Origin of the sequence: Streptomyces sp. SAI-135 (assembly GCF_029893805.1) — a bacterium.
Taxonomy (GTDB): domain Bacteria; phylum Actinomycetota; class Actinomycetes; order Streptomycetales; family Streptomycetaceae; genus Streptomyces.
On record NZ_JARXYP010000002.1, the window covers coordinates 5,388,155 to 5,402,636 of the forward strand.

At 71.5% G+C, this 14,482-nt stretch carries 11 protein-coding genes; 7 read left to right on the forward strand and 4 right to left on the reverse strand.

The window, feature by feature from the left end; translation table 11 throughout:
• Nucleotides 1-66: 66 nt before the first annotated feature.
• Nucleotides 67-675 (reverse strand): hypothetical protein, encoded by a 609-nt coding sequence (locus M2163_RS28995; RefSeq protein WP_280849929.1) that lies wholly within the window; start codon nt 673-675, stop codon nt 67-69.
• Nucleotides 676-931: 256 nt separating this feature from the next.
• Between M2163_RS28995 and recQ the strand changes: the two genes are divergently transcribed.
• Nucleotides 932-2,935, forward strand: coding sequence for a DNA helicase RecQ (gene recQ, locus M2163_RS29000; protein WP_280897332.1), 2,004 nt, complete (start codon nt 932-934; stop codon nt 2,933-2,935).
• Between the two features lie 74 nt (nt 2,936-3,009).
• Here recQ and M2163_RS29005 read toward each other — a convergent pair whose 3' ends face one another.
• On the reverse strand, nt 3,010-3,951 hold the full coding sequence (locus M2163_RS29005) for a M56 family metallopeptidase (protein WP_280849928.1): 942 nt from the start codon (nt 3,949-3,951) through the stop codon (nt 3,010-3,012).
• 153 nt (nt 3,952-4,104) lie between these two features.
• Nucleotides 4,105-5,340 carry a fumarylacetoacetase gene (gene fahA, locus M2163_RS29010; protein WP_280895454.1) on the reverse strand — a complete coding sequence of 412 codons (1,236 nt, stop codon included), beginning with the start codon at nt 5,338-5,340 and terminating at the stop codon, nt 4,105-4,107.
• Between the two features lie 352 nt (nt 5,341-5,692).
• On the opposite strand from fahA, the gene M2163_RS29015 reads away from it, so the two are divergent.
• Together M2163_RS29015 and M2163_RS29020 are read left to right on the forward strand one after the other, a co-directional pair.
• On the forward strand, nt 5,693-6,952 hold the full coding sequence (locus tag M2163_RS29015; RefSeq protein WP_280895455.1) for an ATP-grasp domain-containing protein: 1,260 nt from the start codon (nt 5,693-5,695) through the stop codon (nt 6,950-6,952).
• Between the two features lie 50 nt (nt 6,953-7,002).
• Nucleotides 7,003-8,205, forward strand: coding sequence for an FAD-dependent oxidoreductase (locus M2163_RS29020; RefSeq protein ID WP_280895456.1), 1,203 nt, complete (start codon nt 7,003-7,005; stop codon nt 8,203-8,205).
• Between the two features lie 329 nt (nt 8,206-8,534).
• Here M2163_RS29020 and M2163_RS29025 read toward each other — a convergent pair whose 3' ends face one another.
• On the reverse strand, nt 8,535-9,674 hold the full coding sequence (locus tag M2163_RS29025) for an arabinogalactan endo-1,4-beta-galactosidase (RefSeq protein WP_280895457.1): 1,140 nt from the start codon (nt 9,672-9,674) through the stop codon (nt 8,535-8,537).
• A gap of 380 nt (nt 9,675-10,054) precedes the next feature.
• On the opposite strand from M2163_RS29025, the gene M2163_RS29030 reads away from it, so the two are divergent.
• Genes M2163_RS29030 through M2163_RS29045 form a run of 4 tightly spaced genes read left to right on the forward strand, consistent with a single transcriptional unit; the run spans nt 10,055 to nt 14,320 of the window.
• Nucleotides 10,055-11,392 carry a sugar ABC transporter substrate-binding protein gene (locus M2163_RS29030; RefSeq protein WP_280895458.1) on the forward strand — a complete coding sequence of 446 codons (1,338 nt, stop codon included), beginning with the start codon at nt 10,055-10,057 and terminating at the stop codon, nt 11,390-11,392.
• Nucleotides 11,389-12,387, forward strand: a complete 999-nt coding sequence (locus M2163_RS29035) for a sugar ABC transporter permease (RefSeq protein WP_280849922.1) — start codon at nt 11,389-11,391, stop codon at nt 12,385-12,387. The genes M2163_RS29030 and M2163_RS29035 overlap by 4 nt, the downstream gene beginning before the upstream one ends.
• Nucleotides 12,384-13,250: a carbohydrate ABC transporter permease gene (locus tag M2163_RS29040; RefSeq protein ID WP_280895459.1), complete on the forward strand. Its 867-nt coding sequence runs from the start codon at nt 12,384-12,386 to the stop codon at nt 13,248-13,250. The genes M2163_RS29035 and M2163_RS29040 overlap by 4 nt, the downstream gene beginning before the upstream one ends.
• Nucleotides 13,251-13,291: 41 nt before the next feature.
• Entirely contained in the window at nt 13,292-14,320 is a 1,029-nt protein-coding gene (locus M2163_RS29045; RefSeq protein WP_280849920.1) for a LacI family DNA-binding transcriptional regulator, read from the forward strand.
• Nucleotides 14,321-14,482: the final 162 nt, after the last annotated feature.

Sequence of the window (14,482 nt, forward strand, 5' to 3'; positions counted from 1 at the left end):
GGCCGGACCCGGTTCATACGGCGGGCCCCGGTTCCCTTCGAGGGAGCCGGGGCCCGCCGTATGCGGTCACACATCCAGGTTCAGATCCGGGATCAGGTCGTCCAGGTCCGGGATCAGGCCGTCGAGGTCCAGATCCAGGTCCAGGTCCGGGATCGAGTCAGCGTCCGCGTCCGCATCCGCGCCCGAGTCCGCCGAGCACGTCACATCGGGGTGCGTGGCGCTGAAGAGACCGCTGGGGTTCGTCTTGTAGATCCAGGCCCGCAGCGTGTAGCTCGATCCCACCTCCGGCAGATCGACCGGCTGCTGGAACGTCTGACCGAACATCGCCGGCGCGGCGGCACCCGACTCCGCCTTCACGACCCACTCCACCCCGATGAGCCTGCGCCCGTACGGGCCGTCCTCGTAGAGGAGGGCCGCGGGCTTCGCCGCGTCGGTCTGCCCGACGTTCGCCTGGTTGACGTAGCGGTAGCCCGTGCCGGGCGTGCAGGGCGTCGGGGCGAAACCGTCGGCGACGGCGTACGGCTCGTAGGCGTACGCGCCGGTGGCCCCGTACGTATGGGACAGCTCCGTCCAGACGGACGGGTCCGGGTCGGCTGCCTGCGCGGGCACGGCGGTCAGTGAGAAGGCCGCTGCCGCCGCGACGGTGAGCACTGCCTTCAGGGGCCGAGAGGCCATGGTCGTTCTCCTTGAGGCGCTTGAGGCGGGAGGGGCGCGCGGGTGAGGCGCCGTCCGTCGGAGGAGCGGGCCTCCCCAGCCCGCCCCAGCAGCATGTCCCCGCATCGAACGAGTGCGCCATGTGACATCCGCCGTTCGAATGACGACGGAACGTCACCGAGCCGTCCTCACCGGCCTGTGGATAACTCCGACGCTGTCGGTCCCGGCCCCTATCGTGGAGGCAGTGGTCGAGGGACGACGTACGGGGGACGGGACTATGGGCGGGATGGGCGGTATCAGCGAGATGCCAGGGATCACCGGGACACCGGACGCGAGCGACAGCGAGGCACTGGCCACGCTGCACCGGGTCTTCGGATACGACGCCTTCCGCGGCGAGCAGGAAGAGATCATCGAGCATGTGGTGGCCGGCGGGGACGCCGTCGTCCTCATGCCCACCGGCGGCGGCAAGTCGCTGTGCTACCAGATTCCGTCCCTCGTCAGACCCGGCACGGGCATCGTCGTCTCACCGCTCATCGCGCTCATGCAGGACCAGGTGGACGCGCTCAGGGCGCTCGGCGTGCGCGCCGGGTTCATGAACTCCACGCAGGACTTCGACGAGCGCCGCGTGGTCGAGGCCGAGTTCCTCGCCGGAGAGCTGGACCTGCTCTACCTCGCGCCGGAGCGGCTGCGCCTCGACGCCACGCAGGACCTCCTCTCCCGGGGCAAGATCGCCGTCTTCGCCATCGACGAGGCGCACTGCGTCTCCCAGTGGGGCCACGACTTCCGCCCCGACTACCTGACGCTGTCGGTGCTCGGCCGGCGCTGGCCCGACGTCCCGCGGATCGCGCTCACCGCGACGGCCACCCGTGCCACCCACGAGGAGATCACCCAGCGGCTGGACATGCCGGCGGCCCGGCACTTCGTGGCGAGCTTCGACCGGCCCAACATCCAGTACCGGATCGTCCCCAAGGCCGACCCCAAGAAGCAGCTCCTCGCCTTCCTGCGCGAGGAGCACCCGGGCGACGCGGGCATCGTGTACTGCCTCTCCCGCAAGTCCGTCGAGGCCACCGCCGAGTTCCTCTCCCGCAACGGCATCGAGGCGGTCCCGTACCACGCCGGCCTGGACGCGGGCACCCGCGCCGCCCACCAGTCCCGCTTCCTTCGCGAGGACGGCCTGGTCGTGGTGGCGACCATCGCCTTCGGCATGGGCATCGACAAGCCGGACGTCCGCTTCGTGGCCCACCTCGACCTGCCCAAGTCGGTCGAGGGCTACTACCAGGAGACGGGCCGCGCCGGGCGCGACGGACTGGCGTCCACCGCGTGGATGGCCTACGGCCTCAACGACGTCATCCAGCAGCGCAAGATGATCCAGTCCAGCGAGGGCGACGAGGCCTTCCGGCGCCGGGCGGCCGCCCACCTGGACTCCATGCTCGCGCTGTGCGAGACCGCGCAGTGCCGGCGCGCGCAGCTCCTGAACTACTTCGGCCAGGACCCGGAGCCCACCGGCTGCGGCAACTGCGACACCTGCCTCACCCCGCCCGAGACCTGGGACGGCACGGTCGCCGCGCAGAAGGTCCTGTCGACGATCGTGCGGCTCCAGCGGGAGCGCGGGCAGAAGTTCGGGGCCGTGCAGATCGTCGACATCCTGCTCGGCAAGCGCACCGGCAAGGTCATCCAGTTCGACCACGACCAGCTGTCCGTGTTCGGCATCGGGGAGGAGCTCTCCGAGGGCGAATGGCGAGGAGTCGTACGGCAGTTGCTGGCCCAGGGACTGCTCGCGGTCGAGGGGGACTACGGCACGCTGGTGCTGACCGAGGCGAGCGGGGCGGTGCTGCGCAGGGAGCGGGAGGTGCCGCTGCGCAAGGAACCGAAGAAACCGGCGACCGCCAGGTCGACGGGCTCCTCGTCCGGGCGCGGCAAGGCCAAGGCCGCGGTGGCCGAGCTGCCCGAGGCGCTGGTGCCGGCGTTCGAGGCACTGCGGGCCTGGCGCGCCGAACAGGCCCGTGAACAGGGCGTCCCGGCGTACGTCATCTTCCACGACGCCACGCTCAGGGAGATCGTGACGGCCTGGCCGACCTCGGTGCAGCAGCTCGGCGGGGTCAGCGGAGTCGGCGAGAAGAAGCTGGTGACCTACGGCGAGGGCGTGATCGGAGTGCTGGCCGGTCTCGCGGACGGCGGGCCGGCCACGCGGACACCCGACCGCACCGATGACGCGGACCCCGGGGCCGACCACTGGCCGGAGATGGACGCGGACCCGGAGCCCGAGGACGACTGGACATAGCGACCGCCGGGCGTCCGGAGGCACGGACGTCGTCCGGGCAGGACAGCGGTGGCCGGCTCGGCCTGGAGCCGCCGCTACGCCAGAGCCGACAACCCCGGCCCGAACACGATCAGCAGCGGCAGCAACGGCACCAGCGCAGCCGTCGCGGACGTCAGCGCCCGCTGCCTGCGCAGCAACCGCGGCGGCGGCTCCAGCAACCGGTCCACCCGCTCACCGAGCAGCCGGTGACTGGACGCGCAGGAGAGCACGCCCCGGTGCTGGTTCAGTTCGATGAGGGCCAGCGCCGTCGTCAGGTGGCCGCACCGCCGTGACGCCGTGTCGTCCGCCGCCAGCTCCACCAACCGGTGTGTCTGGTCGCAGAAGTGGGCGAACAGCGGCACCCGCGGGAACCCCGTGGCCAGCGCGGTCGAGAGGTGGAGCAGCCAGTCGTGGCGGGCCCGGGCGTGACCGCGCTCGTGCGTGAGGACGGCGTCCAGCTGGTGGTCGGTCAGCCGGTGCAGCGCGCCCGTCGTCACGATGAGCTGCGGCGGATTCCCGGGCATCCACCACGCGTCCGGGTACTCGTCCTCCAGCACCAGCAGCGGACCGCGCGTCGCCGTCCCGAGGCCGGCCGGCAGATCCGGCGCGCGCTCCCGCAGATGCTCACGGGCCAGGCCCCGGCGCCGGCGGGCCTCGACCAGCTCACGGGCCAGCATCGCCGTGGTCCACGCGGCCCCGGCGGCCAGCAGCAGGGTCGAGGCGACCGCCCAGACCGGGGCGGCCGACAGGTCGTAGGCCGCGGTCACGGCCGGCGGCGCCGGGGCGAACACATGGTCGCGGACCGTGTGGAAGACCGCCGCCGCGCCCAGCACCAGCGCGGTCAGACAGCACAGCAGCACCGTGGCGACCAGGCACTGCCACACCCACAGCCCGACCACCGGTTCCCGTTCGGGCCACGCGGCCCGGGTGAGCGCGCGCGGCACCGGCACGGCGGCCGCCACGGCGACGGTGCTCAGCAGGAGCAGGCAGAGTGTCATGCCACGGGCTCCGGATCCTGATCGGAGACAGGGGAGGTGGGGCTGTGCGGTGAGCGCTGCGGGGCGGTCGACACGTCGTCCCACGCGTACCGCCCGCCGCCAGTATGCCGTGACCGGAGCCCCCGTGGCAGGACTCGAACGGCTCCGGATGCCTCACACCTCCCCGGGCACCACCCGTCCCACCACTTCGCCCAGCCCCACCCGGACCCCGTCCGGACCAGGAGCCCACGCCGACAGCGTCACCACGTCCCCGTCCTCCAGGAACGTCCGCTTCCCGTCGGGGAGTTCCAGCGCGTCCCGGCCGTTCCAGGTCAGCTCCAGCAGCGACCCGCGCTCGCCGGCGGAGGGTCCGCTCACCGTGCCCGAGCCGTACAGGTCGCCCGTCCTGAGCGAGGCCCCGTTGACCGTCATGTGCGCCAGCTGCTGGGCCGCCGTCCAGTACATGGTGGAGAAGGGCGGCTCCGAGACCACATGGCCGTTGATCGCGACGGAGATCCGCAGGTCGTAGCCGCCCGGTTCGACGTCGGAGGCGGTGTCGTCCAGGTACGGCAGCAGTTCGTGTGTCCGCGAGGGCGGCGCCACCCGCGCCTCCTCCAGCGCGTCCAGCGGGGTGATCCACGCCGACACCGAGGTGGCGAACGACTTGCCGAGGAAGGGGCCCAGGGGGACGTACTCCCAGGCCTGGATGTCCCGTGCCGACCAGTCGTTGAGCAGGCACAGCCCGAAGACGTGCTCGCGGAAGTCGCCGAGCGGCACCGGCCGGCCGAGCGCGGACGGCGTCCCGACCACGAAGCCGACCTCCGCCTCGATGTCGAGTCGCACGGACGGCCCGAACACGGGAGCCGCGTCGGCGGGGGCCTTGCGCTGCCCCGACGGCCGTACGACGTCCGTGCCCGAGACCACCACCGTGCCCGCGCGGCCGTGGTAGCCGATCGGCAGGTGCTTCCAGTTGGGGGTGAGGGAGTCGGCGGCGTCCGGGCGGAAGATCTGGCCGACGTTGCGCGCGTGGTTCTCCGAGGCGTAGAAGTCGACGTAGTCCGCGACCTCGAAGGGGAGGTGCAGGTCGACCGAGGACAGCGGGTGGAAGAAGCCCGCGATCGCCTCCTGGTGGGCCGGCACCGTCACCCACGCGGTCAGCGCGCGCCGCACGTCCGACCAGGCCGTGCGGCCGGCGGCGAGGAGCGCGTCCAGGGAGGGCCGGGCGAGCAGGGAGACGTAGGGGGAGCCGAGGGCGGCGGCGGCCGCGCCCGCGTCGAGGACGTGGTCGCCGAGCCGGACGCCGACGGTCCGGTCGGACGAGCCCGACGGCGAGAAGACACCGTACGGAAGGTTGTGCGGGCCGAAGGGGTCGCCCTCGGGCACGTCGTAGGGGACATCGAAGGGGGGCATGGGGTGCTGCCTCACTCTCGCGCGTGCCGGGCGGACCTGGCGGTCGCGGCACACGTGGCGGTCCGGGTGGTCGCGCCACACGTGGCGGTCCGGGTGGTCGCGCCACACGTTACGTCCGGGACGCCGGTCACGGGAGTGTCTGAAGAGCTGCCAATGTGGCTAAAGAGTTAGCAATGTCCCCTTAAGGGACGGTCGGAGGCTTCCATTCCGGCTTAGCGTCCTTTGCGAGCACGGACGGGCACGGACGGGCACGGGCGGGCACGGACGGGACGGGTGGGATCGCGTCCTCGGGCTCGCGACCGTGGGCTCGCGTCCGTGGGCTCGCGTCCGTGGGGGGACGCGTGGGGGGACCGTGGCCAGAAGCGCGAGCAGGGTGCCGTTCGAGGCCGACCGCGAGGTACCGGCGCTGATCGTCAAGTTCGGCGACTACCCGCTGCACCACGGCGGGGTCGGCGCGATCCGCAGTCTGGGCCGCCTCGGCGTGCCCATGTACGCCATCACGGAGGACCGTTGCACGCCCGCGGCCGTCTCCCGCTACCTCACCCGCGCGTTCGTCTGGCCGACGACCGGCACCGAGGACCCGGGCCGGCTGGTCGAGGGACTGGTCCGGATCGGGCGCCGCATCGGCCGCCCCGCCGTCCTCGTGCCGACCGACGAGGAGGCGGCGGTCCTGATCGCCGAGCACCAGAACGACCTCTTCGGCCGGTTCCTCTTCCCGCGTGTGGAGCCCGGCCTCACCCGCCGGCTGGCCAGCAAACAGGGACTGCACGAACTGTGCGCGGAACACGGGATCGCCAGCCCGCACGCCGCCTTCCCGCGGTCGTACGACGACATCGTGGCCTTCGCCGAGAAGGCCCGCTTCCCGGTGGTGGCCAAGAACCGCGAGGCGTTCGTACGGCGCCGGCGGCCCGCGGTGGGCGGCACCACCCGCATCGCCACCCGTGAAGGGCTGCTCGCCCTCGCCCGTGACTGGGGCGAGCGGCCCGGGGTGATCCTTCAGGAGTACCTGCCGCGGGAGTGCGCCGAGGACTGGATCGTGCACGCCTACTTCGACGGCAACTCCGCGCCGCTGGCCCTGTTCACCGGGGTCAAGGTGCGCTCCTGGCCGCCGCACGCGGGCATGACGGCCCACGCGTACGTCGTCGACAACCCGGAACTCGCGGACCTCGCCGCACGATTCGTCAAACAGATCGGCTACACCGGCATCATCGACCTCGACCTGCGCTTCGACCGGCGCGACGGCCAGTACAAGCTGCTCGACTTCAACCCCCGCATGGGCGCCCAGTTCCGGCTCTTCGAGAGCAAGGCGGGGGTGGACGTCGTCCGCGCCATGCACCTGGACCTGACCGGCCGGGCCGTCCCGGAAGGGGAGCAGCGGGCCGGTCACCGCTATGTCGTGGAGAACATCGATCTGCCCGCGCTGCTCGCCTACCGCCGCAGCGGCTATACGACCCCGCACGCGCCGGCGCGGCCCAGCGGGACCGAGCTGGCCTGGTTCGCGGGGGACGACCCGCTGCCGTTCCTCACCATGCTCGGCAGGTTCGTGCGGCCCGGTGCCAAGCACCTCTACCGGCTCTGGCGGACCAACCGGCGCGGCAGCACGACCAGGTGAACATCGGCACCAGCACGAAGTGACGAAGTGACGTCCTGGGGAGGGACTTCGTGATCCAACCGGTAGCAGTCATCGGCGCCGGGCCCTACGGCCTGTCGACCGCGGCCCATCTGCGGGCGCGCGGCATCCCCGTGCGCGTCTTCGGCGAGCCCATGGTCAGCTGGCGCGAGCACATGCCCGCGGGCATGCTCCTCAAGTCCACCCCGGCCGCCTCCGACCTCGACGCGCCCCAGCGCGGGCACACCCTCGTCGACTACTGCGACGCGGCGGGCGTCCGTCGGCTGGTGACGGACGAGGACATCGTCCCCGTCGAGACGTTCATCGCCTACGGCCGGTGGTTCCAGCAGAAGCTGGTGCCCGGGCTGGAGCAGGTGCGGGTCGTGTCCGTGGACCGCAGCGAGCGGGGCGGCTTCCAGCTCAAGCTCGACTCGGGGGAGTCGTTCACCGCGCGGGCGGTCGTCGTCGCCACCGGTCTGTCGGGACTCTCCCATCTGCCCCGGGAACTGGCGGCCGCCGTGCCCGACGGGCCCGCGCCGACCGGCCCCGTCTCCCACAGCTCCCAGCACCACGACCTCGGCCGCTACTCCGGCAAGGAGCTGATCGTCGTCGGGGCGGGGCAGTCCGCGCTGGAGACGGCCGCGCTCGCGGCGGAGGCGGGCGCCCAGGTCAGGGTGGTCGCCCGCGGACGCGGCAGCGTGGACTTCGGCGCGCCGCCGTGGAAACAGCCGAGGCTGCGGCCCGAGTCGCCGTTCGGGCGCGCCTGGTCGCTGTGGGCCCTGACCTACTGCCCGCACCCCTACCGGCGGCTCCCGGCCGCAGCCCGCCACTACCTGGTGCGACGGGTCCTCGGCCCGCTCGGCGCGTGGTGGCTGCGCGACCGCTTCGAGGACAAGGTCCAGGTCACCGAGGTGGACCGGATCCTCAACGCGGACACGGTCGACGGCCGTCCGACGCTGGAGGTCCTCTCCCACACCAAGGCGCTGGACCGCCTATCCGCCGACCACGTCATCGCGGCCACCGGCTACCGCGTCGACCTCGCCGCGATGGACTTCCTCGGCCACGGACTGCGCACCGCGCTGGCGGTCAGCCGCGGCACGCCGAGGCTCGGCGCGGGATATGTCTCCTCGGTACCGGGCCTGTACTTCACCGGCCTGCCGGCGGCGGCGTCCTACGGCCCGGTGATGCGCTTCGTGTGCGGCACGGAGTTCGCCTCCCCGAGGCTCGTCCGACACCTGGCGGCGGCTCACGGCTGAGACCGACGGGGAGCGGAGGTTCCGCGACGGGTTGCCGGTCCGCCTGACACGGCGCGCCCGCCGGGGCCCTTGCGTGCGGGGGTGCCACGGGCTGTCGTGAAGCGGCTGCGGCCGGTGGGGGCTGGTCGCGCAGTTCCCCGCGCCCCTGAGGAGTCCAGTCAGCCGCGTACGGCGGTGAGGGGAGACGCACCCCGCCTCCCCGGCGACCCCTCACCTACGAAACGACAGGCCCCGGCGCCCCGTGAGACGCACCCCGCCCACGGCGATCCTCAGCCACGAGGCCACCGGCCCCGGCACTCCCGACGCACACCCCGGCCCCCCGCCCCCTCTCACCCCCGATACCGCCCCAACACCCCCAACCCCGGCAGCGCCCGGTCCTCGAAGTCGAACAGGGCCAGGTTCTCCCACGCGTTGCCCGAGGTCGGGGCCGTCGGGTCCCAGCCGCTGCCCGGGCGGTAGGTCCACAGGCCCTCCCAGTAGCAGTAGCCGAGGCCCCTCCCGTCCGGGACGCCCGCGGCGAGGTCGGCCACCTGGCGCAGCCACGCGGCCTGGCCCGAAGGCGTGGCGGGGAAACCGTCGGTGAGCTGCGAGGGGCTGTTCATGATGTCGTTGACGTCGTCCTCGCTCTCCAGCGTGAACGGGTACGCCGTCTCGGCGATCACGCACGGCTTGCCGTAACGCGCGGTGACATCGGCCATGTTGGCGGCCGCGTCCGCGAGCGGGCCGTGCCAGAAGGGGTAGTACGAGAGCCCGATGATGTCGAAGTCGACGCCGTACGACAGCACGTTGTCGAACCACCAGCGGTACAGCCCGTTGTCGCCGCCGTTGGCCAGGTGCAGGATCGTGCGCACGCGCGGGGTGGTGTCGCGGGCCGCGCTCAGACCGGCCTTGAGGAAGGCGGTCATGTTGTCGAAGTGCTCCCAGTTGCCCTCGGGCCAGATCAGGCCGCCGTTCAACTCGTTCCCGATCTGGACCAGTTGGGCCGGAGTGCCCTGCCGTTGCAGCGCGCCGAGGACGTCGGCCGTGTGGTCGTACACCGCCCTCGCAAGCCCCGCCACGTCCAGGCCCGCCCAGGCGGCCGGCTTGGTCTGGTGCGCGGGGTCGGCCCAGCTGTCGGAGTAGTGGAAGTCGATCCAGATGCCGACCCCGGCCCGCTTGAGGCGGCGGGCGAGCGGCAGGATGCGCGCCTTGGTGTTGTAGCCGTCGGCCGGGTTCACCCACACCTTCAGGCGGGCGTGGGTGACACCGGCCCGCGCGATCAGGTGGATCGGGTCCGCGCGGTGGCCGTCGGCGGTGCGGTACACCGCGCCGTGGTCCTCGTTCTTCGGCAGCGAGGAGATGTCCACGCCCCTGATGTCCAGACAGCCCCGCCGGGCGGCGGAAGGTGCGGCGACCGCGGGCGCCGCCCCCAGCACGGGAACGGCCAACGCGGCGGCTCCGGCGGCGGTGAGAACACTGCGTCTGCGCATGTCAGGGGGTCCTTTCGCGGACGGTCACGGGGGCGCCGGTGCGGCGCCGGTCCGGTCGGCCGGGGCAGGGCCGAAGCAGGGCCGGGGCAGCGCCGAGGAGCGGGGTGAGGGGAGCCGGCGAAAACGCCAGACGATCGAGAAAACCCTCATTTTCTGTGATCGTGCACAGCTTCCCTCACCCCTGTCATTGGGGAGCAACAAGTAGGTAACCCCACGCACTCGCCATTGACAAGGGGCGGAAACAATTCTCTACTGTGCACGATCACAGAGCCGCGCGGCCCTCGCGCACAGCCTCTCGGTCACGTCCGCAGAACCTCCCCCCACGGCGGTTGCCGCGAACGCGGGACGTCTCGAGACCGGCTGGTTCCAAGTCAGGGGAGATGAAGATGTCGACCAACCGCCGCCAGATCAGCAGGCGCAGCATCCTTGCCGGGGCCGCAGCCCTCGGCCTCACCAGCACCCTCGCCGCCTGCGGCGGTTCCGACGACAAGGACTCCGGCGAGAGCAGCGGGCCCGTCAAGCTGACCTACTGGTCGTGGGCGCCGAACATGGAGAAGGTCGCCGCGATCTGGAACAAGAAGAACCCGGACATCACGGTCACCGTCTCCAAGCAGGCCAGCGGCCAGGAGATCCTCTCCAAGCTGATCACCGCGAAGAAGGCGGGCAACGCCCCCGACCTCATCCAGGTCGAGTACCAGTCGCTGCCCACCCTGGTCTCCAACGACGTCCTGGCCGACATCTCCAAGTACGCCGGTGACACCAAGTCCGACTTCGCCGAGGGCCTGTGGGGCATGGTCACCCTCGGCACGGACGCCCTCTACGCGATCCCGCAGGACTCCGGGCCGCTGATGTTCTACTACCGCGAGGACCTCTTCAAGAAGCACGGCCTGACCGTCCCGAAGACGTGGACGGAGTTCGCCGAGACCGCCCGCGCGGCCAAGAAGGCTGTGCCGGAGGCCTACTTGACCACCTTCTCCGCCAACGACCCCGGTCTGTTCGCGGGCCTCTCCCAGCAGGCCGGCGGCAAGTGGTGGACCGTCGACTCCGGCGGCAAGTGGACCGTCGGCATCGACGACGCGGCCACCCGGCAGGTCGCCGAGTTCTGGGGCGGTCTGGTGCAGGAGGGCGTCATCGACAACCAGCCGATGTACACCCCGGCCTGGAACAACGCCCTCAACAAGGGCACCCACCTGGCCTGGGTCTCCGCCGTGTGGGCGCCCGGTGTGCTGGTCTCCTCCGCGCCCGACACCAAGGGCAAGTGGCGCATGGCCCCGCTGCCGCAGTGGAAGTCCGGCGAGAACGTCACCGGCAGCTGGGGCGGTTCCTCCACCGGTGTCTCCACCGACTCCCAGCACGCCGAGGCCGCCGCCAAGTTCGCCACCTGGCTGAACACCGACCCGGAGGCGCTGGCCGCCCTGGTCAAGGAGGTCGCGATCTACCCGGCGGCCACGAAGGGCCAGTCCGGCGACGTCCTGACCACGCCGGAGTTCTTCTCGAACCAGGCGGACTTCTACACCACCGCCGGTGAGGTCGCCGCGACCACCGCCGCCGCGGCCTGGGGACCGAACGTCAACACGGCCTACACCACCTTCCAGGACGCCTTCGGCAAGGCCGCCAAGGCGAAGAAGGAGACCCAGTTCGACTCCGCGCTCGCCACCGTGCAGTCGAAGACCTTCGCCGACATGAAGAAGCAGGGCTTCGAGGTGACCGAGGCATGACCAGCGCTCCGCTCAAGGGCGCCGACCTCACCGAGGCCGGCCCCTTGGCGGACGGCACCGGCACCGCCGCCCAGTCCGTCCGCCCCAGCCGCCCCCGCCGCCGTGGCCGCAGCGCACCGTACTGGTTCCTGGTGCCCACCCTGACCCTCTTCGCCGCCTTCACCGTCGTGCCCATCGGGTACGCGATCTGGCTGAGCCTGCACAAGGTGCAGGTCAAGGGCATCGGCCTCGGCAAGGGAGCCCGGCAGCAGGTCTGGAACGGCCTCGGCAACTACACCGACGTCCTCGGGGACTCAGAGTTCGGCCACAGCGTCCTGCGCGCCTTCGGGTACGGCCTGATCGTCATCCCGACCATGCTGGGCCTCGCGCTGCTCTTCGCGCTGATGCTGGACACCCCGAAGGCCCGCAGCGCGCCCTTCGCCCGGCTGATGATCTTCCTGCCGTACGCGGTGCCGGGCATCATCGCCGCCCTGATGTGGGGCTTCCTCTACCTGCCGGACGTCAGCCCCTTCTACTACCTGCTCGACAAGTTCGGCCTCCCGCAGCCCGACCTGTTCGACGGCGGCAACCTCTACCTCTCCTTCGCGAACATCGCGGTCTGGGGCGGCACCGGCTTCAACATGATCGTCATCTACACCGCGCTCAGGGCCATCCCGCCGGACATCTACGAGGCGGCCCGGCTCGACGGCGCGACCGACCTGGGCATCGCCCTGAAGATCAAGATCCCGATCGTGATGCCCTCGCTGGTGCTCACCTTCTTCTTCTCGGTGATCGCCACCCTCCAGGTCTTCACCGAGCCGATGGCCCTCAAGCCCCTCACCAACGGCCTGCCGAGCTCGTGGAGCCCGCTGATGGCCATCTACGACAAGGCCTTCCTCCAGTCCGACATCTACGGCGCCTCCGCCACCGCGGTCGTCCTGGCCCTGGCCACGTTCGTCCTCTCCTTCACCCTGCTGCGCATCTCCGACCGCTACACCCGGGAGGACCGGGCATGACCCCCCTCACCCTCACCGCCGGCCCCAAGAGCGGCCGCCGCACCGCGTGGGTGCCCACGATCGTGCTGCTCCTCGGCGCGCTGTACTGCCTGATCCCCATCGCCTGGGTGGTCGTCGCGGCGACCAAGGACCGGTCGGAGCTCTTCTCCACCTTCACCTTCGCCCCCGGCACCGGCTTCTTCCAGAACCTGAGCGACCTGACCGCCTACCGGGACGGCATCTTCTGGCGGTGGATGGCCAACTCGGCCTTCTACGCCGGTCTCGGCGCCCTGCTCTCCGCCGCGGTCTCCGCCGCCGGCGGCTACGCCCTCGGCCGCTACAGCTTCCGCGGCCGCGAGGCCGTCTTCAAGATGATCCTGGCCGGCGTCCTGGTGCCGTCCATCGTGCTGGCCGTACCGCAGTACCTGCTGCTGTCCAAGCTCGGCATGGCCGACTCCTACTGGTCGATGCTGCTGCCGTCGATCCTGTCGCCGTACGGCGTCTACCTGGTCCGCATCTACGCGGCCGCGTCCGTGCCCGCCGAACTCATGGAGGCGGCCCGCATGGACGGCGCGAGCGAGTGGCGGATCTTCTCGCGGATCGCCGTACCGATGATGATGCCGGGCCTGATCACGGTGTTCCTCTTCCAGTTCGTCGGCATCTGGAACAACTTCCTGCTGCCCTTCGTCATGCTCGCCGACGACGAGAAGTTCCCGATCACCCTCGGCCTGTACACCCTGCTCGCCCAGGGCGCCTCGCAGCCCGCGCTCTACACCCTGGTCATCACCGGGTGCCTGCTCGCGATCCTTCCGCTGATCGGTCTCTTCCTGGTGATCCAGCGGTTCTGGTCGCTGGACCTGATGAGCGGCTCGGTCAAGGCCTGAGGCCCCGGGCTCCCCCGCACGAACGTCTCCGAACGAGGAACATGACCACCAGCGCGAACGGACGCCGCAAGCCACCGACCATCCACGACGTGGCCCGGGAGGCGGGCGTCTCGCGGGGCACCGTCTCCCGCTTCCTGAACGGCGGCCACTACGTCTCGCCCGCCGCCCGGCGGTCGGTCGAGGCCGCCATCAGGAAGACTGGTTACGTGGTCAACCGGCACGCCCGCAGCCTCAGTACGGGCCGCTCGGACTCGGTGGCGTTCCTGCTGACCGAGCCGCAGGAGAAGTTCTTCGAGGACCCCAACTTCAACGTCCTGCTGCGCGGTTGCACCGAGCGGCTCGCCCAGCACGACATCCCGCTGCTGCTGATGCTCGCCGAGAGCGACGACGACCGGCGCCGGCTGACCCGGTACATCACCTCGGGTCACGTCGACGGCGTGCTGCTGCTGTCCAACCACAGCGGCGACCCGGTCGCGGCCGAACTCCACGACGCCGGGATCCCGTTGGTGGTCTGCGGCAAGCCGATCGGGCGGGGCACCAAGGTGAGTTACGTGGCCGCCGCCGACCGGGAGGGCGCGCAGGACATGGTCCGCCACCTCCTCGCGGGCGGCCGGCGCCGTGTCGGCATGGTCACCGGGCCGCTGGACATGCCGGGCGGCCCCGACCGGCTGGCCGGCTACCGGGACGTGCTCGCTGAGGCGGGCCTGCCGTACGACCCGGCGCTCGTCGTCGAGGGCGACTTCCGGCGCAGCGGCGGCGAACGGGCCGCCCGCCGCCTGCTCGCCCAGGCCCCGGACATGGACGCGGTGTTCGTCGCCTCCGACCTCATGGCCCTGGGCGTCGTGGGCGTCCTCCAGCAGGCCGGGCGTTCGGTCCCGGACGACATCGCTGTCGGCGGCTTCGACGACTCACCGGCGGCCACCGCCGTCGCCCCCGCCCTCACCACCATGCGCCAGCCCTTCGACCGCATCAGCGCCGAGATGGTCCGCATGCTCCTCGCCCAGATCGCCGGCGAGGACACGGCCGGAGTGATCCTCCCGACCGAACTGGTGGTGCGCGACTCGGCGTAGCGCTCCGCGAGGAGCGCGCAGACGGGGCCCGGGACGCGCCGGCACGAGCTACCGCCGCGTCACCGTCGCGCCCCGGAAGCGGAACACCGGTCAACGGATGTGAAAGCAGCGGCCGTCCGGTTCGCGTCGAGTCGAAGGGGCCAACCATCCGTATTCTCTGAT

What these genes read in the sequence shown, in the direction of transcription:
- M2163_RS29030 (WP_280895458.1), top strand. Translation starts at nt 10,055, where the DNA reads ATGAAGATGTCGACCAACCGCCGCCAGATCAGCAGGCGCAGCATCCTT.
- M2163_RS29035 (WP_280849922.1), top strand. Translation starts at nt 11,389, where the DNA reads ATGACCAGCGCTCCGCTCAAGGGCGCCGACCTCACCGAGGCCGGCCCC.
- M2163_RS29045 (WP_280849920.1), top strand. Translation starts at nt 13,292, where the DNA reads ATGACCACCAGCGCGAACGGACGCCGCAAGCCACCGACCATCCACGAC.
- M2163_RS29025 (WP_280895457.1), bottom strand. Translation starts at nt 9,674, where the DNA reads ATGCGCAGACGCAGTGTTCTCACCGCCGCCGGAGCCGCCGCGTTGGCC.
- M2163_RS28995 (WP_280849929.1), bottom strand. Translation starts at nt 675, where the DNA reads ATGGCCTCTCGGCCCCTGAAGGCAGTGCTCACCGTCGCGGCGGCAGCG.
- M2163_RS29040 (WP_280895459.1), top strand. Translation starts at nt 12,384, where the DNA reads ATGACCCCCCTCACCCTCACCGCCGGCCCCAAGAGCGGCCGCCGCACC.
- M2163_RS29005 (WP_280849928.1), bottom strand. Translation starts at nt 3,951, where the DNA reads ATGACACTCTGCCTGCTCCTGCTGAGCACCGTCGCCGTGGCGGCCGCC.
- recQ (WP_280897332.1), top strand. Translation starts at nt 932, where the DNA reads ATGGGCGGGATGGGCGGTATCAGCGAGATGCCAGGGATCACCGGGACA.
- fahA (WP_280895454.1), bottom strand. Translation starts at nt 5,340, where the DNA reads ATGCCCCCCTTCGATGTCCCCTACGACGTGCCCGAGGGCGACCCCTTC.